The sequence below is a fragment of the Vibrio sp. CyArs1 genome, assembly GCF_022432925.1.
In the GTDB taxonomy this organism is placed as follows: domain Bacteria; phylum Pseudomonadota; class Gammaproteobacteria; order Enterobacterales; family Vibrionaceae; genus Vibrio; species Vibrio mediterranei.
Genome location: NZ_JAKRBO010000003.1, coordinates 337,213 through 363,320, shown reverse-complemented (window position 1 = coordinate 363,320; position 26,108 = coordinate 337,213). Strand labels below are relative to the sequence as shown.

At 44.4% G+C, this 26,108-nt stretch carries 24 protein-coding genes; 15 read left to right on the top strand and 9 right to left on the bottom strand.

The features are described 5' to 3' along the window. Nucleotides 1–114: 114 nt before the first annotated feature. The 9 genes from MMA19_RS12195 (at nucleotide 115) to MMA19_RS12155 (ending at nucleotide 11,203) form a co-directional block, all read left to right on the top strand. On the top strand, nucleotides 115–1,455 hold the full coding sequence (locus MMA19_RS12195; RefSeq protein ID WP_240206327.1) for a glycosyltransferase family 4 protein: 1,341 nt from the start codon (nucleotides 115–117) through the stop codon (nucleotides 1,453–1,455). Nucleotides 1,456–1,464: 9 nt separating this feature from the next. Continuing rightward, nucleotides 1,465–2,826: a phosphomannomutase CpsG gene (gene cpsG, locus MMA19_RS12190; RefSeq protein WP_198559175.1), complete on the top strand. Its 1,362-nt coding sequence runs from the start codon at nucleotides 1,465–1,467 to the stop codon at nucleotides 2,824–2,826. Between the two features lie 263 nt (nucleotides 2,827–3,089). After that, a complete protein-coding gene (locus tag MMA19_RS12185; RefSeq protein ID WP_006070814.1) occupies nucleotides 3,090–4,160 on the top strand; it encodes an ABC transporter ATP-binding protein in 1,071 nt (356 codons plus the stop codon). After that, nucleotides 4,153–5,019, top strand: coding sequence for an ABC transporter permease (locus MMA19_RS12180; protein ID WP_038227318.1), 867 nt, complete (start codon nucleotides 4,153–4,155; stop codon nucleotides 5,017–5,019). Before MMA19_RS12185 ends, MMA19_RS12180 begins: the two co-directional genes overlap by 8 nt. After that, nucleotides 5,019–5,903 carry an ABC transporter permease gene (locus MMA19_RS12175; protein ID WP_006070810.1) on the top strand — a complete coding sequence of 295 codons (885 nt, stop codon included), beginning with the start codon at nucleotides 5,019–5,021 and terminating at the stop codon, nucleotides 5,901–5,903. Before MMA19_RS12180 ends, MMA19_RS12175 begins: the two co-directional genes overlap by 1 nt. A 39-nt stretch (nucleotides 5,904–5,942) precedes the next feature. Beyond that, the gene (locus MMA19_RS12170; protein ID WP_006070807.1) at nucleotides 5,943–7,058 is read left to right on the top strand and encodes an extracellular solute-binding protein; all 1,116 of its coding nucleotides are present in this window, start codon (nucleotides 5,943–5,945) and stop codon (nucleotides 7,056–7,058) included. Nucleotides 7,059–7,136: 78 nt separating this feature from the next. Next, a complete protein-coding gene (locus MMA19_RS12165; RefSeq protein ID WP_124941431.1) occupies nucleotides 7,137–8,237 on the top strand; it encodes an ROK family transcriptional regulator in 1,101 nt (366 codons plus the stop codon). Nucleotides 8,238–8,267: 30 nt separating this feature from the next. After that, on the top strand, nucleotides 8,268–9,869 hold the full coding sequence (locus MMA19_RS12160; protein ID WP_240206326.1) for a hypothetical protein: 1,602 nt from the start codon (nucleotides 8,268–8,270) through the stop codon (nucleotides 9,867–9,869). Continuing rightward, nucleotides 9,866–11,203, top strand: a complete 1,338-nt coding sequence (locus tag MMA19_RS12155; RefSeq protein ID WP_240206325.1) for a glycosyltransferase family 4 protein — start codon at nucleotides 9,866–9,868, stop codon at nucleotides 11,201–11,203. The genes MMA19_RS12160 and MMA19_RS12155 overlap by 4 nt, the downstream gene beginning before the upstream one ends. A 60-nt stretch (nucleotides 11,204–11,263) precedes the next feature. On the opposite strand, the gene MMA19_RS12150 is transcribed toward MMA19_RS12155, so the two are convergent. The 5 genes from MMA19_RS12150 to MMA19_RS12130 form a co-directional block, all read right to left on the bottom strand. Then, nucleotides 11,264–11,947 carry a DUF1868 domain-containing protein gene (locus tag MMA19_RS12150; protein ID WP_124941433.1) on the bottom strand — a complete coding sequence of 228 codons (684 nt, stop codon included), beginning with the start codon at nucleotides 11,945–11,947 and terminating at the stop codon, nucleotides 11,264–11,266. A 217-nt stretch (nucleotides 11,948–12,164) separates the two neighbouring features. Further along, nucleotides 12,165–12,926: an ATP-binding cassette domain-containing protein gene (locus tag MMA19_RS12145; RefSeq protein ID WP_062456003.1), complete on the bottom strand. Its 762-nt coding sequence runs from the start codon at nucleotides 12,924–12,926 to the stop codon at nucleotides 12,165–12,167. A gap of 10 nt (nucleotides 12,927–12,936) precedes the next feature. Continuing rightward, the gene (locus MMA19_RS12140; RefSeq protein WP_038227327.1) at nucleotides 12,937–13,887 is read right to left on the bottom strand and encodes an iron chelate uptake ABC transporter family permease subunit; all 951 of its coding nucleotides are present in this window, start codon (nucleotides 13,885–13,887) and stop codon (nucleotides 12,937–12,939) included. After that, nucleotides 13,880–14,839: an iron chelate uptake ABC transporter family permease subunit gene (locus tag MMA19_RS12135; RefSeq protein ID WP_240206324.1), complete on the bottom strand. Its 960-nt coding sequence runs from the start codon at nucleotides 14,837–14,839 to the stop codon at nucleotides 13,880–13,882. The genes MMA19_RS12140 and MMA19_RS12135 overlap by 8 nt, the downstream gene beginning before the upstream one ends. Nucleotides 14,840–14,923: 84 nt before the next feature. Beyond that, nucleotides 14,924–15,844, bottom strand: coding sequence for an ABC transporter substrate-binding protein (locus MMA19_RS12130; protein ID WP_006070429.1), 921 nt, complete (start codon nucleotides 15,842–15,844; stop codon nucleotides 14,924–14,926). Between the two features lie 304 nt (nucleotides 15,845–16,148). Here MMA19_RS12130 and MMA19_RS12125 point away from each other — a divergent pair, with 304 nt between their 5' ends. Further along, nucleotides 16,149–16,865, top strand: a complete 717-nt coding sequence (locus MMA19_RS12125) for a GntR family transcriptional regulator (RefSeq protein WP_006070428.1) — start codon at nucleotides 16,149–16,151, stop codon at nucleotides 16,863–16,865. Between the two features lie 107 nt (nucleotides 16,866–16,972). Further along, nucleotides 16,973–17,884 (top strand): DUF808 domain-containing protein, encoded by a 912-nt coding sequence (locus MMA19_RS12120; protein ID WP_006070427.1) that lies wholly within the window; start codon nucleotides 16,973–16,975, stop codon nucleotides 17,882–17,884. Between the two features lie 23 nt (nucleotides 17,885–17,907). Here MMA19_RS12120 and MMA19_RS12115 read toward each other — a convergent pair whose 3' ends face one another. Further along, nucleotides 17,908–18,237 carry a 2Fe-2S iron-sulfur cluster-binding protein gene (locus MMA19_RS12115; RefSeq protein WP_240206323.1) on the bottom strand — a complete coding sequence of 110 codons (330 nt, stop codon included), beginning with the start codon at nucleotides 18,235–18,237 and terminating at the stop codon, nucleotides 17,908–17,910. Nucleotides 18,238–18,339: 102 nt separating this feature from the next. After that, complete coding sequence (locus MMA19_RS12110) at nucleotides 18,340–19,305, bottom strand: nitrilase family protein (RefSeq protein WP_107306020.1); 966 nt, start codon at nucleotides 19,303–19,305, stop codon at nucleotides 18,340–18,342. A 101-nt stretch (nucleotides 19,306–19,406) separates the two neighbouring features. Here MMA19_RS12110 and MMA19_RS12105 point away from each other — a divergent pair, with 101 nt between their 5' ends. Then, entirely contained in the window at nucleotides 19,407–20,279 is an 873-nt protein-coding gene (locus MMA19_RS12105; protein WP_240206322.1) for a LysR family transcriptional regulator, read from the top strand. Here the strand turns inward: MMA19_RS12105 and MMA19_RS12100 are convergent. Next, complete coding sequence (locus MMA19_RS12100) at nucleotides 20,276–21,433, bottom strand: multidrug effflux MFS transporter (RefSeq protein WP_240206321.1); 1,158 nt, start codon at nucleotides 21,431–21,433, stop codon at nucleotides 20,276–20,278. The two genes, MMA19_RS12105 and MMA19_RS12100, sit on opposite strands and share 4 nt — an antisense overlap. 97 nt (nucleotides 21,434–21,530) lie before the next feature. Between MMA19_RS12100 and MMA19_RS12095 the strand changes: the two genes are divergently transcribed. From MMA19_RS12095 to MMA19_RS12085, 3 genes are all read left to right on the top strand, one after another. After that, the gene (locus MMA19_RS12095) at nucleotides 21,531–22,295 is read left to right on the top strand and encodes a helix-turn-helix transcriptional regulator (protein ID WP_031493562.1); all 765 of its coding nucleotides are present in this window, start codon (nucleotides 21,531–21,533) and stop codon (nucleotides 22,293–22,295) included. A gap of 306 nt (nucleotides 22,296–22,601) precedes the next feature. Then, the gene (locus MMA19_RS12090) at nucleotides 22,602–23,762 is read left to right on the top strand and encodes an MFS transporter (RefSeq protein ID WP_006070420.1); all 1,161 of its coding nucleotides are present in this window, start codon (nucleotides 22,602–22,604) and stop codon (nucleotides 23,760–23,762) included. 139 nt (nucleotides 23,763–23,901) lie between these two features. Further along, a complete protein-coding gene (locus tag MMA19_RS12085) occupies nucleotides 23,902–24,231 on the top strand; it encodes a hypothetical protein (RefSeq protein ID WP_240206320.1) in 330 nt (109 codons plus the stop codon). A gap of 33 nt (nucleotides 24,232–24,264) precedes the next feature. Here the strand turns inward: MMA19_RS12085 and MMA19_RS12080 are convergent, their stop codons facing one another. Then, on the bottom strand, nucleotides 24,265–25,857 hold the full coding sequence (locus MMA19_RS12080) for an ATP-binding cassette domain-containing protein (protein WP_240206319.1): 1,593 nt from the start codon (nucleotides 25,855–25,857) through the stop codon (nucleotides 24,265–24,267). Nucleotides 25,858–26,108: the final 251 nt, after the last annotated feature.

Sequence of the window (26,108 nt, the reverse complement as noted above, 5' to 3'; positions counted from 1 at the left end):
GGTTTTGGGTTATCGTGAATTCGATCACTAATTTGTAAAACTATCATTATATCCGTTTATATAATCCTCTAAATTACGTCCAACCACATTCAGAAATTATAGGGAAAGTGAAACATGAATATCCTCCTTACACACTTTCGTGTAGGCGAAACTGATGGCGTATCTCTTGAGATGGACAAATGGAAATGGGCTCTGGAGAGCTTGGGCCATAAGGTTTTCTATCTAGCAGGGAGTTCAGGCAGTACAGACGCTGATCTCGTGCCAGAGTTACATTATTTAGAGCCATTCAACGACAAAATCATTCACAACGCTTATGTGAGCCGCGATGATTACGCATCAGAATCGGTTTTGTTAGACGCCATTGAACATCGAGCCAATGACATTGCCGCAGGTATCATCAAGGTTATCGACCAACGAGATATTGACATTATTGTCCCAAATAACATGCTGTCACTTGGCTATCACCTACCAGCCGCACTCGGTATTATGAAAGCGGTCGAAGCCACGCAGACTCGTGTTATTTGCCATCATCATGATTTTCATTGGGAACGTGTTAAATACTCAAACCCAACGTCTCCAGGCATTCAGCAACTGCTCAACACCCTCTTTCCTCCTAAACACCCACTGGTTGAGCACTGTGTGATCAACCGTATCGCGCAAACAGAACTTCAAAAACGCCGCGACATCGAATCTACGGTGGTGCCTAATGTGTTCGATTTTCAGGGCAGTGATTGGAAAGTTGATGAATACAATCAAGATCTGCGAGCACGATTCGGTGTCGGCGCAAATGATATCCTGTTTCTGCAAGCAACACGTATTGTTGCAAGAAAAGGCATCGAACTGGCAATCGACTTGATTGATGCAATGAGCAGACAGCGTGAAGAGCTCGTTGGAAAAACGCTCTATAACGGAGAAATATTTAGTGTAGACAGTCGCTTAATCCTTATGTTTGCAGGAATGTGTGAAGAAGACAGTTATCTTGACTTATTGAAGAATAAAGCCAAGGCCTGCAACGTGGAATTACTGTTTATCAATGATTGGGTAGGTCATTCTCGCGGTGAGAAAGAAGGGCAAAAAGTCTATTCTTTGTGGGACGTCTACTCACACGCAGACATCATCACCTACCCTAGTTTGCTAGAAGGTTGGGGAAATCAATTTCTAGAAGGACTTGTCGCTAAAGTCCCTATGGTAGTGTATCGCTATCCTGTATTTGACTTAGATATCGCCGATTACCAATTTAACATTATCGACCTTGGCAATGACCATCAAGTGGATGAATCTGGACTCGCTGTCATCGCTCCAGAAACGTTAAACGGCGCCGTCAATTCAACACTTGAGTATCTGTTTGATGCTGAATTGAGATCATCCGGTATGCAACAAAACTATGACATTGGCGAAAAGCACTTGTCTTATGGCGCATTAAAAGCGATGCTTTCGGACATTTTTCAAGGATAAGGTCTAGTCATGAAAGCACTTAGCTGTTTTAAAGCTTATGACATTCGCGGCAAGTTGGGAGACGAACTCAACGAGGATATTGCCTACCGCATTGGCAGAGCATATTCGCAATTTCTAAAACCTAAAACCGTAGTTGTGGGTGGCGATGTTCGTGAGACATCAGAAAGTCTTAAACTTGCCTTGGCGCGTGGCATTATGGATGCAGGTTCCGATGTTGTTGATATCGGTATGACAGGTACAGAAGAGATTTACTTTGCGACCCAGTCACTGGACGTAGATGGCGGAATCGAAGTCACCGCAAGCCACAATCCTATTAACTACAATGGGATGAAACTGGTTCGAGATAACGGTAAGCCAATCAGTGGTGATACTGGTTTGAACGACATTAAACAGCTCGCTGAACAAAATGACTTTGAGTCAATTGCTCAAGTTGGACAATACAAAAAACTGTCTAACCTTGATGAATACACCGAGCATTTGCTTAGCTACATTACGCCGAACAACATCAAGCCACTTAAGCTGGTAGTAAATTCAGGCAATGGTGCTGCAGGTCATGTTATTGACGATCTGGAAGCAAAATTCGCCAAGTTGGGCATTGCCATCGAATTTATCAAAGTTCATCACCAACCTGACTCTAGTTTCCCAAATGGTATTCCTAATCCACTACTACCGGAAAACCGTGCCGCCACTTCTGAAGCAGTTGTAAAACACGGTGCTGATATGGGTATTGCATGGGATGGTGACTTTGACCGTTGCTTCTTGTTTGACGAGCAAGGTGAGTTCATTGAGGGCTACTACATTGTGGGTCTATTAGCAGAAGCGTTCTTGCAGAAGAATCCAAATGCTCGTATCATCCACGATCCTCGTTTAACTTGGAATACCATCGACATCGTCACAGAGAATCGCGGTACTCCGATAATGTCTAAAACGGGACATGCTTTCATCAAAGAGCGTATGCGTTTGGAAGATGCAGTGTATGGCGGCGAAATGAGTGCGCACCATTACTTCAAAGACTTTGCCTACTGTGACAGTGGAATGATTCCTTGGCTGCTTGTCAGTGAGCTTCTTTGTGTGAAGCAGCAGCCGCTCTCTAAGTTGGTTGCCGATCGTATTGTCGCGTTCCCATCTTCGGGCGAAATCAACGCCAAACTGCAAGATCCAAAAGCTGCCATCAAGCGCGTTCAACAAACTTTTGAACACGATGCCCTTGTTGTCGATTATACCGATGGTCTCAGCATGGAGTTTAATGACTGGCGATTCAACTTACGTACCTCTAATACTGAACCAGTGGTGCGACTGAACGTAGAGTCACGACACAATACCGAATTAATGTCCTCAAAAACTCAGCAGATTCTCGATCTGCTTAGCTAGCCTTCAGAGAGGGAGTGACCACTCCCTCTCTCTTTTCTCTTCCTCAAAAAAATCTCAATTAAATTAACTAGATTAATATAAGCCGACTATTTATATGCGTTAGATCACACTATTCAACCTTTTTCATCAGTAAATCCGTCAATAACGCTTATCGCGTGACCACTTTCACAGATCAATTAAATTAACTTAGTTAATATAATTGCAATAATGAAGCGCTAGACTCCAAATCTGTGCAAACTTCTACTGAAACGGAATGCAACTCAATGTCCCGATTAGAACTAAAAAATATCTGTAAAAATTTTGATGATTTTGTCGCATCTAAAGACATTAGCTTTGTGGCGGAAGAGGGAGAGATGGTTACTCTTCTTGGGCCTTCTGGCTGCGGCAAAACAACGTTGTTAAAAATGATCGGTGGTTTCCACACTCCCGATTCTGGTGAGATTCTAATTGGCGATGAAAACATCACTAATGTTTCTCCAGAAAAGCGCAATACCTCTATGTGTTTTCAATCTTACGCGCTTTTCCCTCACTTGAGCGTTGAGCACAACATTGCCTTCGGTTTGAACCAAAAAGGCGTAGCAAAAGCAGAACAGATTGAGCGCGTTCAAGAAGCCGTCGCACAGGTCGATCTGGGTGAACATTCTCATAAAATGCCAAGCGAATTGTCAGGTGGACAACAACAACGCGTCGCACTTGCTCGCGCGATGGTGACTCGACCTGCTGTAATCTTATTCGACGAGCCATTATCTAACCTAGATGCGAAATTAAGAGAGTCGGTTCGTTTTGAGATCCGCGAACTTCAAAAACGCTACAATCTTACTGCTATCTACGTGACACACGATCAGGCAGAAGCACTAGCCATGTCAGACAAGATCGTTGTGCTTAATCGTGGCCGTATCGAACAAATTGGTACCCCGGAAGACATCTACTATCGTCCAGCAAACCGCTTTGTTGCTGACTTTATTGGTGCCGCTAACATTCTACCTGCACAAGTAAACAAGACAGAGCAAGCCAACACTTACTCGGTCACAACAGAAATTGGTGATTTCATCGTTGAATCTGATGAACCACCAAAGTCAGACAATATTTTTGTTTGTTGGCGACCAGAAGACGCTCGCTTAGCTGAAGATAGCGATATCAACCGCTTCCAAGTGCGCGTCAATCAAATGGCTTTCATGGGTAATGTCACCGACCTTCTAGTGGAATCACTTAATGAAGTTCCACTAGAAATGCGTATTCAATTACCAAAACAGCCTAAGTTCCAAGATAACCAGTTAACATTCAGTTTGCCTAAGACTGGCATTAGGTTCCTTGAAGAGGTGCCGCATGACTAGTCTACGCACCCACTGGAAAACCTGGCTCATGCTATTGCCTGGCGTAGGCACCATCTTACTTTTGATGGGTTCAACGTTTTACATGGTGGTTGCCCAGAGCTTTGGTTTTCATAACATGATGGGAGAGAGTGGCTTCTCCACTGAATTTTGGCGTGATGCACTTGCTGACCCAACACTTCACAAGTCACTGATTTACTCTATTAAAGTATCAGTCATTGGCGCTCTTGGCGCGGTGTCTCTGGCCTACCCGCTTGTGCTCTGGCTACGTAAGCCCTTTACCGGTTCAACCACGATTACAGGTCTATTGCGCGCTCCTATGTTCATTCCAGGCTTGGTTGCCGCTTTCTTGTTGGTTAACGTGATTTCGTACCATGGTGTGGTTAACCAAGGCTTGATGTGGCTTGGCATTACTGAAAAACCGATTCGTATGCAAAACGACAACTTCGGTTGGGGAGTTATTATTCTTCAAATCTGGAAACAGCTGCCGTTTGCAATGATTCTACTTGCGGGTGCGGTGAACTCGATTCGAAATGATGTTCTCGATGCCGCCTCAGATCTTGGCGCAAACGCATGGCGTCGCTTCACTGGCATCGTGTTCCCACTATCTATACCAGCCCTGCAAGTCTCTTTGATTCTAATTTTCATCGGTGCTCTAGGTGACTACTCGTTCTACTCGATTGCGGGTCCTAAGAATACCTACTCGCTATCTATGCTAATGCACATTACCTCTACAGAGTTTATGGAATGGAACAAAGGTGCTGTTGTGGCCGTCATCATCATGGTGACCGCTGTGATCGCCTCACTGGCTATCTCTCTACTGACTGCCCCACTAGCCACTAAGAAAGGGAAGCTGAAATAATGACTGCACTCGCTTCAACAGCAAAAGCACCACGCCGTAAGCTGCCGAAAATCAGAACGGCAAATGGCAAACTGATCAACAAAATCGCTATTGGACTGTTTCTTGCGGTCAACTTCTTCTGGTTAGGTGTGCCATTTATTATGGCGCTCATCTGGTCACTCGTAGACCCGGAACACCCATGGAGCTATCCAGATGTTCTTCCACCGGTGATGTCATTCGGACGTTGGACAGACATGTGGGAAAACTCAGGTCTAGTGGAAGCACTAACTAACAGTTACTCGATTGCTCCAGCAGTCGCTCTTTTGACAGTATTGCTCGCACTTCCAACGGCTTACGCACTAGGCCGCAAGGATTTTCCGGGCAAGAAAGTGGCCGAAGTTGTCACACTTCTACCGCTTGTTATGCCGGGTATGATCATCGGTGTCTTCTTTAGCTCGATGCTGATCAACCTTAATTTGTCTAACGCCTACCTTGGCATTGTGATTGGCCATACGGTACTGGCTTTGCCTTATGCTATCCGTATTTTGTCAGCCAGTTTCAAAAGCGTTCCTCAAGATCTTATTGAGGCAAGCCGTGACTTAGGTGGCAGCCCTTGGACAACATTTAAACACGCGTATCTGCCAATGCTAAAACCTGGCTTATTGGCATCGTTGATCTTCTGTCTGGTGATCAGTATTGAAGAATTCAACATCGCCTTTGTTCTTGGATCACCGGATTATGTCACCGTACCGACCATCCTGTATTCCTACTTAGGTTACTCTTTCATCCGTCCAAACGCGGCGGTGGTATCACTCATCCTTGTGATTCCAAACGTAATTTTGATGCTCATTATCGAGCGTTTGCTTAAAGGCAACTATCTGGCGGACTCTACCGGTAAAGCCTAACTGTACCTACAACTATAAAGATATTAAGAGAATGGATTTATGAAAAAATTAGTTCTAACCGCAGCCATGACTGCACTTGCAGGTCTTTCTACCAATGCATTGGCTTATGACCTAAACGACATGACATGGGATGAAATTGTCGAGCAAGCGAAACAAGAAAAAATGGTGAACGCTTACATCTGGTATCTACAGCCTGAATTCAGAAAATTCTTTAAAGAATTTGAGAAAGAGTACGGCATTAAAGTTCGCGTGCCAGAAGGTAATGAATCAGGTAACCGCAATAAGCTACTTGCTGAAGCACGCCGCGACCAAGGCAGCATCGATGTGATGGCACTCGATACTGTGAAACTGCCGATGCTACTGCAAAGCAACGTCGTTTATGGTCCACTGACCGATATTATTCCGGGTAGCGAAAAGTTAAGAACTAATCTTGTTGGCGTCGACACTCAAGGTTATGCCTATGCGTTCTGGGGCAACCAAACAGGTTTTGCTTATGACCCAACTCGAGTCGATGAAAACAACCTGCCTCAGTCTTTTGATGACCTGACAACTTGGATCAAAGAACACAAACAACAGTTTGGTGTGAACGATCCAAACAAAGGCGGTGCAGGTAATGCCTTCATTCAACGTGCAATTTACTACGCATCAGGCAACAACGATGTCTACTTCCAAAATGAAATGGACAAGTCTGTAATTCCTACTTGGTCAAAAACGTGGGAGTGGTTTGAAGGTAATCAAGACAACATCGTTATTACCGCTTCAAATGCGGACAGCTTAACGCGCATCAATGATGGCGAAATCTCTATGGCACCAGCTTGGGAAGATCATCTAGCAGGTCTACAGAAAAAAGGGGCGATCACTAAACGTATCAAGTTCTATATTCCAGAGTTTGGTATGCCAGGTGGCGGTAACATCATCCTAATGCCGAAAAATGCTAAGAACAAAGCAGCGGCTGCGGTATTCATCCACTGGATTACGTCGGCACAAGCACAAACGGGCTTAAACGCAACGTTTGGTGCAGCACCGCAGCACCCAGATGCTGATGACTCCAACGCACTTATCGACAACGCACAGCGTAAGTACAGCTCTGAGTTCTTTACATCAGAGTACGCAACGGAAGCCAAGAAAGCATTTGTTCAAAACGTACTTATGTAACATTTTTGCCCGGTCTTTGGCCGGGCCTATTTAGCTTTCAAATCAAATAGAAAGAGATTTTCAGTTAAGGAAACACCATTGATAGATTTCGGAACAGACACACAGCGTTCAATTCTTGCATTGATCCGTCAACAAGCACCAACCACACGAGCAGCCCTTGCTGAGACCAGTGGTTTAACGCCTGCGGCCATTACAAAGATCACCAAGAAGATGCTTGATGAAGGTCTTATTGTCGTCACTGGTAAGCAACAGGGGGGCAGAGGTCAACCTGGTATTGAGCTAGGTATTAACCCTCAAGCAGCCTATAGCTTAGGGGTAAACATAGAGCTGGAAAAAATCAGCATTGAATTGGTAGACCTTGAAGGAGAAGCTATTTTCTCTAAAGCCATTCAAGGCATCTATTCAGACCCTCAAAGCGCACTTGAAGAACTATCTAGTCTTATCGATGTCACTTCTGTTGCCTTTGGTAGCGAGTTTTCTAAGCTAATTGGAGTTGGCGTTACGACCAGTTGCAACTTCAACAAAGAGTCTAACACCCTCACCATGCCTCCTCACTTAAAAGCCTGGGAGCAAATCGACATCAAAGCCGCGGTAGAAGCTAAATTCAATTTGCCATGCTGGATTGAGAACGACGGTATAGCCGCAGCATTGGGTGAATCTGTGCGCTCCCGCCGAAGTACTGGTGCGAACTTTTTCTATCTATATCTTGGTTATGGTATTGGTGGCGGTCACTTCTTTGAAGGCGAAGTATATCGCGGTGCACGAGGCAATGCGGGTCGCATTGGTAAGCTGTTTCCTGAGCGTGACAATCGTCCTTCTCTGTCTTGTCTGTATGAAAAACTAGGGCTATCGGAGCCTAGCGCTCACCGAGCCGATACGCTTGCGACTTTGTTAGAAAAGAAACCGGAAAAAGTGGTCGAATGGAAAAGTAATGCTCAGTTGCAACTAACGTCTGCGCTGCAAGCTATTCGCTCTATTTGCGATCCAAACGAGATCATCATTGGCGGTTTGTTACCACCACAATTAGTCGAAGAACTACACCTTGCTGCCATTGCATCCATTCAACAGTATCTCGAACCTGATGAAGCCATGCCTAACATTGTTCCGGCGGCCATTTCCGGTGACAAAATTGCAGCCACAGGTGCGGCTATGCTACCTCTATACAACCTCGCTTACTAAAACAACTAGCACGAAATAAGAACAACAACCATGAACACCAAATGTTTTCCAGAGCGAGTCTCTAACAACGTCACAAGCATGAATTCCCAATGTTGGGAGCCTATTGATATCGAGCCAAATCGTTACTTCAACCCATCAGTGGTGCCTGGCTACGAAATTAAACATGGCCCGAAAGGCAACCCTTTACATGGTTGTGTTGAGCCCGCCTTTGAACAAGGACTGGCACAACGATACCAACAGTTGAAACTTGAAAAGCCATCTTTAAAGGTAAAAAGAGCGCATTTTGCAATGCCGCAGCTTGACGCTGCGCAACTTCCTAGCGCCTCGGATTACGAGCTAATTAGCGAGCCTCGTTCACTGTGTTCTACATCCGTTTCTATAGTGTTAGCACCACAAGCAGACATCGATAAAGCGCGCATTGGCTATCACTTCAAGGGCAATAAGCTAGAGGACCTGAGAGATCGACTTGAATCAGAAAACAATCTGGATGGGTTGATTGGTAACCTTGGCTACTTTATGACTAAAGAGCTTAATATCGGAGACCATATTTGGTCACACAGACGCCGCTTTCCAAACCCAGACCATCAACTGCCAGAAGTGCTGTCATACCTAGGTTTCTACTATTTCTCAGATGAAAATGGCAAGGTTGAAACTGCCGGTTTCCCAAGCGCCCATGATGCAGCTGTTGCCATAGATCGTGCAGGCAATGTGCAGATCGTTCCATCTCTGACTTTTCGCCAATTTAACGTCACTATTGGCGGAACAAACTTTGATGTTGATTGCTTTAACCCGTCGCTAGAGTCACTTTCACAGCACGATGTCGCTCTGTTTAATGTGAAGTTTCCGATGAAGCACCAAGGCGACCTAGTTGAGTTCTCTCCAATGCTTGAATTAGAAGGAAGAGTGAACCTGTTTCTAGCTAATCAAGGCGACGGCGTTAAGCCATTCGAAGAGGTTGTCGCGATATGGAATGGCACATGCCCTCTTCCTTCTTTCGGAACGCTAATATCCATTGAGGAGGGATATTTTGAATCGCTGTTCTCTGAGACACCTCAAGTCGGACAAGCGGTTAAGGTTATCCCTGTCGCAAACGAGATTGACCTTTGCGACTATAAACAGATTTTAGGTGGTCTAGTTCCTTCTGTTATTAACGGACAATCGTTGGTTCCAACTGGTCCTACAGTATCCGCAATGCAAGCAGAAGCCGCACTAGATGCTGTCGCCAACACCGATTCTCCTCTATCGCGTTCAGGAAAAGAAACCAACAATTTTGATGCGCTCATCCGAGAACCTTCTGGTCTATTTATCGAAACTGAAAACCACATCGGTTACCTGCTGTTTGATGGTCGACACGAGATGAGTATTGGCGCCAACATTGTTGACGTTGCCAACCTTGTTCAGCGTTTATCACAACCCGATATCGACTTCTTCGATGGTGAATCTGTCATTAACGCGATTTCCATCGACGGTGGCTCAGCGATGAAGGTATACGCCGCAAAAACAAGCACCACTGAAGCACCAACAATGGATTTACTTAACCGCGTTGCGGCCGGAGGTAGGAACGCTCCAGGAAACGATCCTCAAGGCCTCAACTTGTATTCAACGGTCATCTTGGAACTCAATAACGCATGAGAATACTACTAACGCACTATCGTGTTGGCGAAACCGACGGTGTTTCGCTAGAAATGGATAAATGGAAGTGGGCATTAGAGCAGCAGGGTCACCAGGTTTTCTATCTGGCAGGCAGTGCTGGAAATGTTAATGCTTCTTGTGTCGAAGCACTTCGTTATGAAGATGAATTGAACGCTAAAATTACTCACGACGCTTTTATTGAGCCTAAGTTTTTCACTAGCTCAGATGACCTACTCACTGCCATCCACACTCAAGCTGATGATATTGAGCACGCAGTAACGGCTATCATTCGAGACCTTGAAATAGATATTATCGTTCCTAATAATATCTTCGCAGTCGGGCACAGCCTCGCTGCCGCAATTGGATTGGAGAAAGCCATTCGCAACACTCATGTTAAAGTCGTCAATCACCATCACGATTTCCACTGGGAACGCGAGAAATTCGCTAAACCCGTGTACCCAGAAATCCAAGACATATTAGACGAATACTTTCCTCCACGTCGCGACGCCGACCAACACTGCGTAATCAATCAGATTGCTTTTGAGTCACTCAAGAACAAAACTGGCAAGCATGCCACCGTCGTCCCCAATGTGTTTGATTTCGACAACAGTCATTGGTGCCTTGACGACTATAACCGAGACTTGAAACAGAAAATCGGACTAACCGATAACGACATCGTCTTTCTACAAGCCACTCGAATCGTTGCACGCAAAGGTATTGAACTGGCGATTGACCTTATTGCGAAGCTCAATCAGCAACTGCCAAACTGGGTTGGACAAGCACTTTACAACGGCAAAACCATCACTAAAGAGAGTCGAATTATCCTTGTTCTAGCAGGTATGAACGAAGAACAAGAGTACTTTGATAAGCTGAAGCAAAAAGCAGATCAAAACAATGTGCAGATGCTGTTTATCAATGATTATATCGAACACAGTCGTTGTGAAATAAATGGCGAAAAATGCTATTCCCTCTGGGACGCTTATGTTCATGCGGATATTGTTACCTACCCGAGCTGGCTTGAAGGTTGGGGTAATCAGTTCTTAGAAGGGTTAGTGGCTAAAGTACCACAAGTCGTTTATCGCTATCCTGTTTATGAAACCGATATTGCGCAGTTCAACTTCAATATCATCGATCTTGGAGAGAACCATTCGTGGGATTCACAAGGCTTAGCCACGATATCTGATGAACAATTGTCACTGGCTGCTGAGCAAACCAAACAATATCTATTTGATGCTGAGTACCGCCAGAAAGCGATGAATGACAACTTTGTCATTGGGCAAACGCATTTGTCTTATCGAGCACTTGGCGAAATTCTAGGCAAGGTCTTTAATTGAGTTAAGGTGGGATGAAAAAACGGAGTCGATAGACTCCGTTTTTTATTATATGTCAGTAAGTTACTTTTTCAACGACAACAGTTTTACTGGTTTGAACTCAAACATGTCCTCAAAGACACAGAACTCCACCGCGCCATGAGTAAGCACTCCAAAAGAGTGATTGAGCCTTTCTTCAATACGCTGGCAAGTTTGCTCCAATTCGGCTTGTTGCTTTTCGTCAAGATTAATAACCTTGTAACTTAGCGTAATATGGAAGTGGTACTCATCATGCGTTGGGTGACGAATACCCGTCAGTTCACTCAAATTATCACGACATACTTTAAGTGCAGACTTAGTTTCGTCGTTCGCAGGCTTAAGCCTTAATACGGTTCCGCCCGCGCGACTGTTGTACACGTAATCAAACTTCATTTGGAAGTTAGGTGTCGCAGCAGCCTCTTGTAACCAAGCTTGGAAACTTTCTGTTGCCGATTCAATATTCACATCTTCGGCCAACTTTGAGCTCCAGTGTGTCGTCTCTCGAATCTGATCGCACAGACCTTCAATAACCGTCATATGCATACTAGCTTCTGGCAAGAAGGCATAGTTAGTTGCGCACTTCATCGCTTTTAACTGCTGCTGTGCCCATAACACTTCTTGGTATACCGGGCTGGTTTTATCAACGTGACAAAGGAAGGTGTTGCCGGGGAATCGGCGAACGGTGCCGTCCTCATTAAATTTGACACCGACAGACGGAGCATAATTCATAGGGTTCTCTCCAAATTGTTTCTATTGACACATTCTATAGTAATTAAATTAACCTAGTTAATTTAATTACTATCATCGTGGTAATTTTGTGAGCGCTGCATAATTCCGCGTCAATGCACTAGGCAGTCCATATTGTGAATACTAAAAAAGCGCCCCAAATGGGACGCTTTGAATTCTTGTATTTCGTTAACACGGTAAGACTTTACATCGTGCTCGATCAACTATTGAAGTACAAACACACTCGACGACCATCTACGTCACGGATATCAAATGGGATCTCGTAGATGGATTCCATAATCCCTTGCTGCACTACTTCTTCGACTTTACCCGATTTAACCACCTGCCCTTTTTTCATCGCCACAATGTTGTCCGAGTAACAGGATGCAAAGTTGATATCATGAATCACAATAACTACAGCTTTGTTGAACTCATGAGCCAGTCTGCGCAGCGTATGCATGATCTCTACAGAGTGTTTAATATCTAAATTGTTTAACGGTTCATCAAGGAACACGTAGTCTGTGTCCTGAGCGACAACCATAGCGATAAACGCCATTTGACGCTGACCGCCACTGAGTTGGTCGAGGTATTTATTTTGGATCTCTTCAATACCTAGATGCCCTAGTGCTTTATCGATAATTTTATTATCTTCATCGGTTAGTCGACCTTGAGAATGTGGAAAGCGACCAAAAGAGACCAACTCTCGGATCGTGAAGCGCATGTTGATGTTGTTTGATTGGCGCAGTACCGCTAAGTGTTTAGCCAGTTCTTTGGTGTCCCACTGAGCGAGCAACTTGTTTCCAATCACAACTTCACCCGCATCACTCTCCGTGAGGCGACTTGCCATAGACAATAGAGTACTTTTACCGGCACCATTTGGACCAATAATTGACGTCACTTCACCTTTAGGAAATAGTGCATCGGCATCCTTAACAACAAATGTCTTCCCGTACTTTTTACTTAGACCTGTTAACTTAATCACTTCATTACCCTTAATTAATTCTGTTTCTTAGTAGTAAGAACAGGAAGTAAGAACCACCTACGAGGTTAATAATCACGCTGATCGTGGTTTCGAATGCGAGAACTTTTTCTACGAACCATTGACCGCTAACTAACAGTAATACCGCGAGTAAACTGCTCGCGATAATAAGAAAGCGATGCTGATAGTGATTGAACATTTCTCGGGTCAGACTCACTGTAATAAGTCCGAAGAACAGGACAGGCCCCACCAGCGCCGTTGAAATCGCGATCATAATAGTAATCAAGATCATAATCCGCTGAGTAAGCTGTTTGGTGTTAACACCCAAACTGGTCGCATTATCAATGCCTAACCACAACACATCCAATTTCGGAGCATAGTAGAACAGAATCGCCAAACAGAGAGACAGTGGAATCAAACTCCAGTACACCAGCTTAGCGTTGACGTTATTAAAGCTCGCGAACATAGAACTCTGGATGGAAGCAAACTCATTTGGATCAACCAACATCGTCAAGAAACCTGTGACGCTGCTGAACAAACTTCCGCAGACAATACCAATGAGCAATAAGGTAAACACATTGCTATCCTGGCGTTTGAAATAGAAATGGAACAACAACAGTGAAAAACCAATCATCACTGCAGTGGACAACATAAAGTTGCTCATCGCATGGATAACCCAAAAGCTTGTACTGCCTAGAATTACCACCATTAGCACCTGTACCATAAGATACAAGCTATCAAACCCGAGTATGGATGGCGTTAAAATGCGGTTATTGGTAATGGTTTGGAATACCAAAGACGATGCTGAAATCGCAACGGCCGCCAGAATAATGGCCAATACTTTAGGAATACGACGAGACAAGAAAAACTGGTAGTTATCCGCTGTCAACCCCTGTCCAATAAACCACGCAATGATCGCCAAACAACCTGCGATAAGTAGAGTTACTTTCAACGAATCACGCATTGGCTTTATCTCTCAACACCAGATAAATAAACACAGCACCACCGAAAATACTGATGATCATCGAGATTGGCATTTCGTAAGGGAAAATAATTAAGCGACCTAAGATGTCACAGGCGAGAACCAGAATAACGCCCCAATACGCCGTCCAAGGTAGAATGCGCTTCATATTGTCCCCCATTAATAGAGAGACAATGTTCGGTACGATCAGCCCTAAGAATGGAATCACACCAACAATCATTACCACTGTTGATGAGCTCACCGCCACCAAAATAACGCCAATGAAAACGATTTTTTGGTAATCGAGACCTATATTCTTAGCGAAGCTCTCACCGACACTAGCCGCGCTAAACTGACGTGCATATAAATACGCAAGTACGCATGCTGGAACCGCAAGATACAGGATTTCGTAATTCCCTTGCAGCACACTCGCAAAGTTAGCCACCGTCCAAGAAGACATGGTCTGCACTAGGTCGTGCTTATAGGCAATAAAGGTTGTCAGTGCGGATATCACATTGCCATACATAATACCGATAAGAGGTACAAGAACCGCATTCTTGAATTGCAATCGTTGCAAGAATTTCACAAAGATCAATGTGCCTGCAACGGCAAAAAAGAAGATAACACCAAGATGCATCCACTGACTGGCACCACCCAAAAAGATAAGCCCAGCAACGTAGCCTAAAAGAGCGCAATCGATAGTGCCTGTCGTTGATGGAGAAGCGAAGCGGTTTTGCACGATCTGTTGCATGATAAGACCCGCAACGCTAAGACCAGCACCAGCCAGAATTATTGCTAGTAGTCGCGGAACTCGACTGACAACATAGATGGAATAAGCATGTTCATCGCCACGGAACAAGTCCGCAATGGACACGTGAGCAGCACCGAGTACGAGGGAACTAACCGCTAATGCGACCAGTAATGTGCATGCAAGAATGTATTTATGGATGGTCATTGAGAATGTGATGGCCAGTAATTAACAACAAGAATTAGAAAAGTCTCTCCTAGAGAACTAAGAGAGACTTTTTGAATACTTTAATTAGTTCAGAGCTTTATCGATATCAGCAATCATGGTCTGTGTAGCGGTTACACCACCACCTGAGATATACCAAGCATTTGGATTGATATAGACGATTTTTTTATTTTGCGCCGCAGGCGTTGAGTTCACTAGAGGGTTGTTAAATAACTCTTTCGCCTTACCCACACTGCGACCAATGGCTTGTTCACGGTCTAAAATGAAAATAACTTCAGGCTTTGCATCAGCCACATATTCAAATGAGATCAAGTTACCGTGAGACCCTTGGATCGGCGCAACATTTTGACTAGTCGATTCACCAAAACCAAAATCATCAAATACGATAGAAAAACGGCTACCTTTGTTGAACATCGCCACGTTGTTGCCATTGTTCATCAACATAAGTGCGTCCAAATCTTGCTTGGAAACCGCCTCAGCTGCTTTATCAAATTGAGCTTGAGTCTCTGCGATTAGCTTTTCTGCTTCCGCTTCTTTATCAAACAGTTTGCCAAGCATACGCCAGTTTGCTTGCGTATCTTGCCAATACTCACCGTTATCAACATAAAACATCACTGTTGGCGCAATTTTATTTAAGTCATCGTAAACGCGAAGCATGCGGTTTTCAGCGATAATCACATCAGGTTTCAACGTGAAGATAGCTTCAAAATCAGGCTCGCTTACTGAACCTGTATTCCCCGTCGACGCTTTGTACTGCGCTAAATAGTCTGGAAGCAATGAATGTGGAGCACCAACTGGTTGTACACCTAAACGGTCTAGAACATCTAAGCTACCATTACCTAACACCACTACTCGCTTAGGGGTTTCATCAAACTCTGCTGTGCCTTTGAAGTGCTGAATAGTTACTGCACTTGCGTTCGCAACCATGGCGAAGCTGGCCGTTAGTGTCAGCGCGACACGCTTGATGAAACTCATAGACTGACTCATTCCGTTTTCCTTATATATTTTATGGTTATATTAAACAGAATCATTATCACTTACGATCAAATGGGAATCAATATCATTTTCATAGCTAATTGCATTTTTATTGTTATAACGCAAAGAAATACGGATTTTTAGCTCAATGGTGTAACCAGTGATAATCATTGGCGGAAAGACAAACAAATAAGAGGCAAGAAGAAAACTCGATCAATAACAATATAATTTAATAAAAATAACCATATTGTTTTAACTGGTGGTTTTTTTGGCTTAGTATGAAGATTGTTTATCATGTTGCGAGAATCTATTCACTATGTCCACCACCAAAGCTAAGTATTCTGATATCTATCAGGCGATCAAGGAGAGGATTCTCTCTGGACAGTACACAACTAACCAAAAATTACCTGGTGGTAGTGAGTTAGCAGTAGAATTCGGATGCAGCGAGCTCACCATAAAGAAAGCACTCGATATTCTTGTCACCGACGGTTTAGTGGTGAGAAAACGAGGGTCTGGCTCGTATGTGAAACGTCCTCTTGGTAACTCCGGTTATAAGCATCTTTACGGCACCAAAGCCAATGTGCAAGACAGTGGTCAAACCCTAACCACAAAAGTACTGGAGTTCTCCGTCGTCCCTGCAGACACCTTCTTAGCAGAGAGATTGAACTGCGACATTGAAGATATGTTGTACAAAACAACGCGGGTACGCATCATTGATGACATACCGGGTGCGGTTGAGGAGACTTATATGCCTATTAATGTCATTCAAGGTTTAAAGCGTGAACATGCCCAAGATTCTATTTATAGCTATATCACAGACACACTAGGTCTCAAGATCCACAGTTCAACGATGGAAATCACGGTCGTCAAAGCGAATGAGTTTTATGCCACTGAGTTAGACATAAAACTAGGCGAACCTTTAGTCAATGTAGAACAGATTGTTTACCTCGATAATGGCGAAATTTTCGAGTACTCCAATGTGAAGCATCGATGGGAAGGTTACAAGTTCGCCACTAACTTTGTGAAACTGTAAGACTTATCTGGTTGAACACCGACATTTGCTTGCTAGCTTGTTAAAGTCCTAATTAGTGTTACATTTGCTTACAGGCATGACGACTTTTTCGCAAACAGGTAACGCTTATGGCTGGTTTGAGTCTATTAACTCTTCTCGATGATATTACTGCGGTATTGGACGATGTTGCGCTGCTCTCAAAAGTAGCAGCAAAGAAAACCGCTGGGGTATTGGGTGACGATCTCGCCCTTAATGCCCATCAAGTTTCTGGCGTTTCCGCCGAACGTGAAATCCCTGTTGTGTGGTCCGTCGCGAAAGGATCCTTTAAGAACAAATGCATTCTTGTACCCGCCGCGCTCATTATCAGTTTTATTGCTCCTTGGCTGATCAATCCATTATTGCTGCTTGGGGGACTGTTTCTCTGCTACGAAGGTGCTGAGAAGATTCTGGAAAAGCTGTTCCACAGCAAAGAACACACTGATGATCAAACCACACCGGATCTTGGTGGTGACTCCGTTGAGGAATACGAGAAAAAGAAAATTGCCGGCGCGATTCGCACTGACTTTATCCTATCGGCGGAGATTATTGTTATTGCTTTAGGGACGGTCCAAGGACAGTCCACCAGTATCCAAATCATGGTGGTTAGTCTGATTGCCGTTGTAATGACTATTGGAGTATATGGACTGGTTGCGGGTATTGTTAAACTCGACGATTTAGGTTTTTACTTAGAACGAAAGTCTCAAGGAAAAGGACTATTATCCAGCATTGGTAGAGGATTGATTGCCTTTGCCCCTAAACTGATGCGCACGCTCACTATCGTTGGTACTGCGGCTATGTTCTTAGTGGGCGGCGGTATTGTTGTCCATAACGTACCCGCCATTCACCATCTTATTGAACCTATCATCATGGATATTCCCAACCTATCCGTTGCTCAAGCCATTATCCCAGCTCTGCTCAACGGCGTTATCGGTATCATCGCAGGCCTCATTGTTGTGGCTGTATTTAGCGTAATCGGCAAACTTAAAGCCGCCGCTTCTTAACAATTGACTGAGGTTGTAGCTGACTAACAGCTACAACCGCATGATGACGTATCACCCGACTTCACTTGCTGCTTGAAATTTTGCAGCGACACTTTTCGGATTTGGTCGAGGTCTCGACGCTTAACTATCACTTCTGTATTCGACTTAGGCTTACTTGAACAAGCATAAGTTTGCTGGCCATCCACTTCAACCAAACACGCTTTACAGCAACCATGCTTGCGTTTATTTTTCAAACATGGAGCGGGGATCCTTACCCCTAATCTGCTCGCTAATTCGACTAAGTTCTTTTCTGAAGCACCAATAACTGTCGTTTGACCATCAATAGTCAAGGTGGCAGGTTTAATCTGAAACATATTTCTCAACTGTTCTGTTTTAACTCTCTTAATAAGACGAAGCAAAATCAAAAAAGACGACCAATTCTCGAAATATTATTCAATTTAGTGTTTAGAACAAGTTCAGATCTTATCTCGCGAGAATCTCGCATGATAAGGGTCGAGCTCATTTCCCTGCTTTTCGGTTAGCTCTTGGTATAGCTCTGGCCTGCGACCGCGAATCCAGCGACGGCCAGTACACATTTCTAACTCCTGACCGTCCAGTACAGCGACAACCATGTCGTCATCAAGACTCTTTGACTCAGTAATCACTTCACCATAAGGGTTAAGAATCATCGCGTGTCCCGTGCGCACTTCATTCATGTCCACACCAACCCCATTACTAAATACTACAAATAGTCCATTATCATGAGCTCTAGCAGGCAACCAGCGCATTAGCCAAGCACGGCCTTTCCTACCTTGCATTTCATTGTAGATAGTCTGTGGATCTTGATGTCGATTATGCCAAAGCTGAGGATCAATCAGCCCCATAGCATTTGGGCTTCGAGAGTCGCAACCGCCTGTTTGATGGGGCGCAATTAAGATATCCGCTCCTTTTAACGCCGTGATTCTCACGTTTTCAACCAAGTTGTTATCCCAACAAATCAGGATTCCAACCTTACAGCCGTGAGGGGTGTCAAACACCGTATACTCATCGCCACTACTCATATGGGGGCTGACAAATGTATGCAGCTTTCTGTGCTTTTGAACCACACCGTTCGGCATCACAAACACGTAGGTGTTGTATAACTGACCGCATTCACCCTCTTCAATCAGCCCCGCGCCAATACTCATATTATGACGTTGTGAGAGTGCCAACAGTGCTTGGCTCGTGTCGCCCGATGGCACAGGTTCTGAGAGTTCAGAAATCTCATCACGAGTAAGCGCTGAAACATGCCAGTAACCAGTAACGCACATTTCGGGAAAGCTGATGATATCTACCTTGTTAGCAGCGGCTCGAGTCACAAATTGCTCTATTATCGCTAAATTGGCAGATTTATCTCCCGACTTATGATTGAACTGAACTGAGGCTACTTTTACCGACTTCATACTTTCTCCTTATGAGAGCTTAACAGTGAAGTCACAGTGTAAAAAATACTGTTGATTCCGTATAATGAATTTAAATCACAAATTGATTACCATTTGGAATCATGAATATCGACCTTCTAAAAGCGTTCGTGACCTTGGCTCGCAGCGATACCTATCGCAGTGCTGCTGAGGCACTGTTTATCACTCAGTCAGCATTGACGAAAAAAATATATCGGCTAGAGAGTGATATTGGCGCGACCTTATTTGACCGTAATCGAGGCGGGACGAAATTATCCATTGTTGGAGAGTGCCTGCTCCCCGAAGCGAAGCGCGTCATTGCGAGCGCTGAGAAGTTTGATCAGTTATCCAACCAAGTTGCAGCTGGGCAATCCGGTTATCTTAATGTTGGCTTCGGTATTTCGAGTTTTGACATTGCACCTCGACATATCTCCGAGTTCAAGCAGCGTTTCAGCGATGTCCATGTCACGCTTAACGATCTCCCATCTCAGACACAGACAGAGCAACTCCTGTCAGGCGAGTTGCATATCGCCTACTCACGCCTCCCATGTGAAAGCAGTCTATCTTCAATCACACTCTCCAGTGATCGACTTTGCGTAGCGGTCAACCGCAGCCATAGTGAGTCTTCACTGACGTCTATACTTACTTCTCTTCCCTACTTAGCATTGAGACCAGAGCGAGGAATGGGGTTACACCAACAGATCTCAAAGGTTGCTGCGGAGCTAAATTGGCAGTTCACACCAAGCCAATTTGCCGATGATATCTTGACCTTGCTGTCATTGGTTAAAGCCAATATAGGATTTGTCATTGTTCCAGAAAGTGCACGCTCATTGGTTGATGACACGATACGTTTCCTCCCGATCCCCTCGACAGATAATCATTGGGATATTGGCGTTATTTGGAACCCCGATGTTATCAATCCGGTAAAAGACCGCTTTCTCGATATGTTGAAAGAAAACGGCCTTATTCTAGATTAAAGTTGACGATGGACTTTGAAGCATAGAGTGACGATCATAAGCATTGAGACCGCAACGAGTGATAACCCTAGGTTAGCCACTGCACTTGATGCCGATAATCCAACAGCAATCATTATGTAGTACAGCAGACCTAAAATCGCACTCGCACTACCAACCGATTGTTTGTAGTTCACTAACGCTTGACTTAGTACGTTAGGAATACCAACACCAAACACCATAACCACGACCATCATAGGCAGTAAGAACCATAGGCTGTCTTGCGTCATGTAAACACCTAAAGAGCCCAGGGCAGATAAAGTAACAGCCAATTTGATTAACGATGCCGAGGTTTTACCTTTGGTAAGAAGCCGTTTGTTTATAGAGCTGCCTAAAAACGTTCCAAGCGCCAATACCACACCTGAGTATCCGAACTGTTGAGCGTCAAAACCCAGTTCACGAAATAAAAACGGGCCAATCTGGTAATAGTTGAATACTACGATATTAAAACCAGCGACCAATAGTGCCGACACCCAGATATGTTTATCAAGCAGCATCTGTTTAGCCGTCTGGGTTAAGGACGTTTTGCGCGACTCTTGGCAGCCTGTTTCTGGCAATCGTAACGCACTTTTACCAAGCAGTATCACTGCCAGTAGGCATAGCGCCCAAAATACGTAGGTGTGTCCGCCTAACTGGGTGAGCTGTCCGCCTACGAACATGCCAACAACAGGACTAATGGCGATGCCCATCCCCATTAAAGAAAATACTTTCCCTAATTCCTCACCGGAGAATTTATCACGCAGCATGGTTTGTGTGACCACTGAGCCTGCTGCTGCGCCAAAAGCACTAATAGCACGAGCGACCAACAGCATCTCGAACGATGTCACAAATACGGCCGTAAAAACACCGATAGCGTAGGTTGCTAAACCCAATAGCATACTTGCTCGACGTCCTAATACATCAGACAGAATACCCCAAGCCACGACTCCTATCGCAAATGCATAAAAATACGTTGCAATGGTTGCTGCCGCAAGACTATCACTCACCCCAAAATGTTGCCCAATATCTCCTAGCGCCGGGCTGTAGATAGTTTCAACAATTTGAGGAAACATAATAAGTAGTACCATTAACCACAAAGGGGGTTTCGCTGTTTCCCCATATTTCGTTTGTTGAATCATTGTGATTCCTCCTCTTAATTTGATGGTGAGGAGTTTAGCCTTAATGGGTTTTGTACTAATATCATCATAAGAACAAAAAACATCGAAAATAAGACAAATGGCGCTAATTGATCACCAGACACGTTTCGATGCTGACGCATTGAGTGCACCTGTTATTGGTATTGCAGCAAGAGTGGGCAAACATGATTCAGGCATGCACCAGCATCAGAAAGGACAACTGCTCTACGCACCTCAAGGTTGCATGACTATCGAACTTCAAGGATGTCGTTCGGTTTTGCCGCCAACTCAAGCCGCTTGGATACCACCAAACACAGAACATCGAGCGAGCATGAATAATGTCGTCGAGTATCGCTCGCTATACTTTGATACCAACCTGTTTATTAGTGCCCCAGACACCATACAGTACCTTACCGTAAACGAGCTGTTGAAAGCCTTGATTGATAGAATGAGCTTTTGGTCTTGGGACATTAGTATCGAACAAACCCGCAACACCACAGCGCTGTTTTGGGAAGAGTTTCAATTAGCGTTAGCAGAGGTGCACCTCTTACCTATCCCCAGCGATCCGAGAGTCACGGGCATCTTGAATCATTTTTTGACCGGAGAGCAAAGCCTCCCTTCACTAGAGGAATTTTCCCGTCATGTGGGGGCCAGCAGCAAAACCGTCAGTCGAATTTTCGCTAAAGAAACCGGTATGAGCTTTCAAGCTTGGCGACAACAATGGCGGTTGCAGCGAGCCACAGAGCTATTGGCACTGGGGCAAAGTGTTCTAGATGTTTCTTATACTTTGGAATTTTCAAGTGACAGTGCTTTTATCGCTTTCTTTAAACAACATATGGGGATCACCCCCAAACAACTCTTTTAGTGTCGGAAAATAATATTCCATGATTTGATTTTTTGATAAAGCACTGATATTTCCGCCAAACATTCACAATGAGATTTTTCCTATACTACTTAATAAAAACAGTACGTTAGCTTATTAAACATTAGCTACATTTATACTTCGCTTCAACGATAACTAATGCCAATATATCGATAAATATTTGTTGTCGTTATGGTCATTTTTTTTAGTTTTACTCCTCCTCTTTCAAGCCTCATAGTCGCGGCGAAAACCTAATCAATTTCTCAATTCTGTTTCGATTTTCCAACGACTATTTAGGAGGCTCTGCTAGTGGAAAACACACCTGATTTCGCAGTAAAAACTGGCTTTAAAGTACCTGTTATTGCGCTATCACTTTATGCCGTCGCATCAGGTTATTTGATGAGCTTAATCCCGCTTATGCTGGGTGAATACGGTATTGATGCAAGCAACGCAAGTTGGCTAGCAAGTGTGTTCTACGCGGGTCTTTTAGTTGGTGCTGTTGTTATTGAACCGGCGGTAAAGCATATCGGTCACCGTGTCGCATTTATTGCCTGTCTAGCGCTATTTATCGCTACGATCGTTGCGTTGCCACTGATGCCTGTCGCATGGGCTTGGCTGATTGCACGCTTTGTCGCAGGTATTGCTGTCGCGGGTGTCTTCGTTATCGTTGAGTCATGGCTACTTGTAGGTGATGAATCAAGCCGTGCCAAACGTCTTGGCCTCTACATGGGTTCGCTCTATGGCGGCTCTGCACTAGGTCAGCTTGGGATTGGTTTTATCGGTGTTCAGGGTAGTCTGCCATTTGTGGCGATTCTCTCTATGCTAAGCGCAGCTATTCTGGTTCTGATGTTCGTTCCAACACAGCAACCACAGAGTGCTCACTCGGCGACACTATCGTTCAAACAAATTGCAAAACTGAACCATGCTGCAATCATCGGCTGTATTGTTTCAGGCTTAACCCTTGGATCTATCTATGGTCTGATGCCTGTAGAGTTAACGCACCGCGACGTGTCACAAAGCAGTTTAAGTGCATTAATGGCCTTAGTGATCCTTGGCGGTATGGCAGTACAAACACTAGTACCTCCACTACTTAAAATAGCGGGTCGCACTCCTCTAATGGGCATGTTCTGTTTATTGGGTGTATTTGGTGTCGGCCTAGTTATTCTCAGCGATGATCTGAGTGTACTGGCGATCAGCTTATTCTTAATTGGGATGGCGACGTTCGCCCTGTACCCGATTGCTATTAACTTAGGCTGTGACAAATTGGACGAGAGTTTTATTGTCTCTGCAACGCAAGTTATGCTGTTTTGCTACAGCATCGGCTCAGTCGCTGGTCCGGTACTTGCGGATTGGTTTATGGACGGTACGCAAGGTTTGATGGCTTATTTACTTGCAACCATGATGGCAACCGCTATCTATATGTTCATTGCCAGTATTCGTACCAAGAAACACTTGGTGGCTGGCGAGTAACATCACACTTTAAGTTCACGTACAGCGTAAACAACAAAGCGGCTTTCAAGGCCGCTTTGTTACTTTGAAACCTTCAGTTTCATCTCTGGTTCATGTTTTAAGTACTATAGTTAAATCAAGTCATTACAGGGAAACGATTATGCTATCCGAACAAGACCAACAAACTAAAACTAACGCCATTGTCGCTTACGCCTGTTTACTTTTAGGAAGTTTCACTGGCATTTTCTATCTCGTTGGCGGTATCTGGGCCATGCTTAAGCGCAGTTCCTCAGCAGGTAGTCCGTTGGCTGATCACCTCGAAAACGCAGTACAGACATTTCGGGTCTCCATTATTTTGACGATCGTGGGTATCTTCTCCATGCCGCTGTTTGGCATTGGTTACTTAATACTTGTTGGGACATCCGTTTGGGTCATCTATCGCTGTGTGAAAGGACTCGTTAGGGTGCTCGACAATCAAGGTTACAACTAAAAAAGAGAGGCTCGATTGAGCCTCTCTTTTTCGTCAGTCAGTTAGGGCAATGACTTTGTCTATCCTTAACTGCTCTATGAATCCCATATCATGACTGACAACTAACACAGTCCCTGCGTATCCGTTAATAGCAACAATCAACTGTTGTTTTGCTTCGAGATCCAAGTGATTATCCGGTTCATCCAATAACAGGGTAGCTACCTGTTTTTGGTGCGAAGCAATCAACATGGCTAGCTTCATTTTCTCGCCACCACTGAGTTGCTCGACTTTGTCATAGACTTTGTCTCGCCTAAAACCGATGCCAGCTAATAGAGTACGAGCAACAGGAATTGTCATCTCATCACACCCTTCACACACAGCGTCAATCAGCGCTAAATCACCGTTAAGTATAGAAAAGTGTTGATCTAAGTAAAAACACTGCGTATTGACTCGAAGCCCATCAGTCACATCACTTGAGTTTTGGCTAACAGCGAGTACTCGCTTTAAAATGGTCGACTTACCCGAGCCATTACGACCTTTTAGCCACGCATGCTCGCTGGTAAGTACCGTCGCACGAATCGGTACACCAAGCACATTAGCATGCTGAAATGCGTCAAACGCGATGGCTGTCTTACCCTGCGTTTGAACCACTCCGGTGTACCATTTCTGCGGTTTATCCTGTTCTATTTGATCCTTCACTTGCTGAAGTTTTTGGTCCAAAACCGCGAACTGGCGTTCACTTTGAGCGGCAATCGCGGCGTTAGCATTCTGTGCGCCTTGCTTTTTACCATCCATCAGTATTTTTGGCTGGCTACCACTCGTCCTTTGCGCTTTACCCCTTGTCGCGAGCTTTTGAGCTGTGATTAGCCGTTGGTGCGCTTTCTCTGCTTTTACCTTTCTCTCCTTAATCAGTGATTTTGCTTTGTCCTGCAACGCTTGCAGATACTCATTTTTTTGAGCTACGAATGTTTGGTAGTTGCCTCCATAACAGGTAATACCTAACGAGTTCAGTTCGAGTATTTTGTCAACGTGATTGAGGAACGCAATATTGTGGCTTACCACCAGCACCGGTCTGTCTATTGTTTTCAATTGCTTCACTAACCAATCAACATGCTCAGAATCTAAATGGTTAGTAGGCTCATCAAGAACGAATGCGTCATAATCTTGCTGCAGTAGTACATAAAGCCTTAATACAGCACGTTGCCCACCACTTAATTGCGCCAGTTTGATATTGAGATCGGTAGGCAAACGCAGTTGCGTGAGTAGCCTTGCTAATTGTTCAGCAAGATCCCATTCATCATCGGCAATCATGTCAAACCAATGACAAGAGCTATCACCTTGCTGAATGTACTCAAGGGCGAGCAACTTTTTTTCCACACCTAATAGTTGAGCAATACTTTGAGACAAGTCTGATTCACTTTCTAATTGGTTATAGAAGCCAACAGATCTGATCTGGTTCTCCCACTCCACTCGCCCTTCAGACGGTGGGGTTAATTTAGCGAGGATCTGCGCCAAATGACTCTTGCCACTGCCATTTTTTCCTACTAACGCTGTGATGCCTTCTTCAGTTGAGAAGCTAATCGATGAAAATAGTCGGTCTCCATCAGGAAACTGCTTTGAGATTGAAATTGCATGAAATGCAGTCATACATCCTCCTTTACAGAGCATGTGACGCTTGGCAGATAGTACTATTTCAAGTCAGCTATATGCTGATGATAGAGATGTGTAGATAGAACGAGCCAACGCCCACTAACTCTGCGATTTCAAAAGTTACTTGTATAAAACGATCGAAATTGAGTTAGTTGTTCATGTAGGCGTGTACTCCTAGGAAAGTGATAGTGAATTTATAACTCAAGCGGCATGAGAAAACTACTGTTCTGCTCAAAAAAGCAAAATTC

Bases quoted from the DNA above. Each gene is read 5' to 3' on its own strand.
- MMA19_RS12195 (WP_240206327.1), top strand. From the start codon at position 115: ATGAATATCCTCCTTACACACTTTCGTGTAGGCGAAACTGATGGCGTA.
- cpsG (WP_198559175.1), top strand. From the start codon at position 1,465: ATGAAAGCACTTAGCTGTTTTAAAGCTTATGACATTCGCGGCAAGTTG.
- MMA19_RS12185 (WP_006070814.1), top strand. From the start codon at position 3,090: ATGTCCCGATTAGAACTAAAAAATATCTGTAAAAATTTTGATGATTTT.
- MMA19_RS12180 (WP_038227318.1), top strand. From the start codon at position 4,153: ATGACTAGTCTACGCACCCACTGGAAAACCTGGCTCATGCTATTGCCT.
- MMA19_RS12175 (WP_006070810.1), top strand. From the start codon at position 5,019: ATGACTGCACTCGCTTCAACAGCAAAAGCACCACGCCGTAAGCTGCCG.
- MMA19_RS12170 (WP_006070807.1), top strand. From the start codon at position 5,943: ATGAAAAAATTAGTTCTAACCGCAGCCATGACTGCACTTGCAGGTCTT.
- MMA19_RS12160 (WP_240206326.1), top strand. From the start codon at position 8,268: ATGAACACCAAATGTTTTCCAGAGCGAGTCTCTAACAACGTCACAAGC.
- MMA19_RS12155 (WP_240206325.1), top strand. From the start codon at position 9,866: ATGAGAATACTACTAACGCACTATCGTGTTGGCGAAACCGACGGTGTT.
- MMA19_RS12150 (WP_124941433.1), bottom strand. From the start codon at position 11,947: ATGAATTATGCTCCGTCTGTCGGTGTCAAATTTAATGAGGACGGCACC.
- MMA19_RS12140 (WP_038227327.1), bottom strand. From the start codon at position 13,887: ATGCGTGATTCGTTGAAAGTAACTCTACTTATCGCAGGTTGTTTGGCG.
- MMA19_RS12135 (WP_240206324.1), bottom strand. From the start codon at position 14,839: ATGACCATCCATAAATACATTCTTGCATGCACATTACTGGTCGCATTA.
- MMA19_RS12130 (WP_006070429.1), bottom strand. From the start codon at position 15,844: ATGAGTCAGTCTATGAGTTTCATCAAGCGTGTCGCGCTGACACTAACG.
- MMA19_RS12125 (WP_006070428.1), top strand. From the start codon at position 16,149: ATGTCCACCACCAAAGCTAAGTATTCTGATATCTATCAGGCGATCAAG.
- MMA19_RS12120 (WP_006070427.1), top strand. From the start codon at position 16,973: ATGGCTGGTTTGAGTCTATTAACTCTTCTCGATGATATTACTGCGGTA.
- MMA19_RS12115 (WP_240206323.1), bottom strand. From the start codon at position 18,237: ATGTTTCAGATTAAACCTGCCACCTTGACTATTGATGGTCAAACGACA.
- MMA19_RS12110 (WP_107306020.1), bottom strand. From the start codon at position 19,305: ATGAAGTCGGTAAAAGTAGCCTCAGTTCAGTTCAATCATAAGTCGGGA.
- MMA19_RS12105 (WP_240206322.1), top strand. From the start codon at position 19,407: ATGAATATCGACCTTCTAAAAGCGTTCGTGACCTTGGCTCGCAGCGAT.
- MMA19_RS12100 (WP_240206321.1), bottom strand. From the start codon at position 21,433: ATGATTCAACAAACGAAATATGGGGAAACAGCGAAACCCCCTTTGTGG.
- MMA19_RS12095 (WP_031493562.1), top strand. From the start codon at position 21,531: ATGGCGCTAATTGATCACCAGACACGTTTCGATGCTGACGCATTGAGT.
- MMA19_RS12085 (WP_240206320.1), top strand. From the start codon at position 23,902: ATGCTATCCGAACAAGACCAACAAACTAAAACTAACGCCATTGTCGCT.
- MMA19_RS12080 (WP_240206319.1), bottom strand. From the start codon at position 25,857: ATGACTGCATTTCATGCAATTTCAATCTCAAAGCAGTTTCCTGATGGA.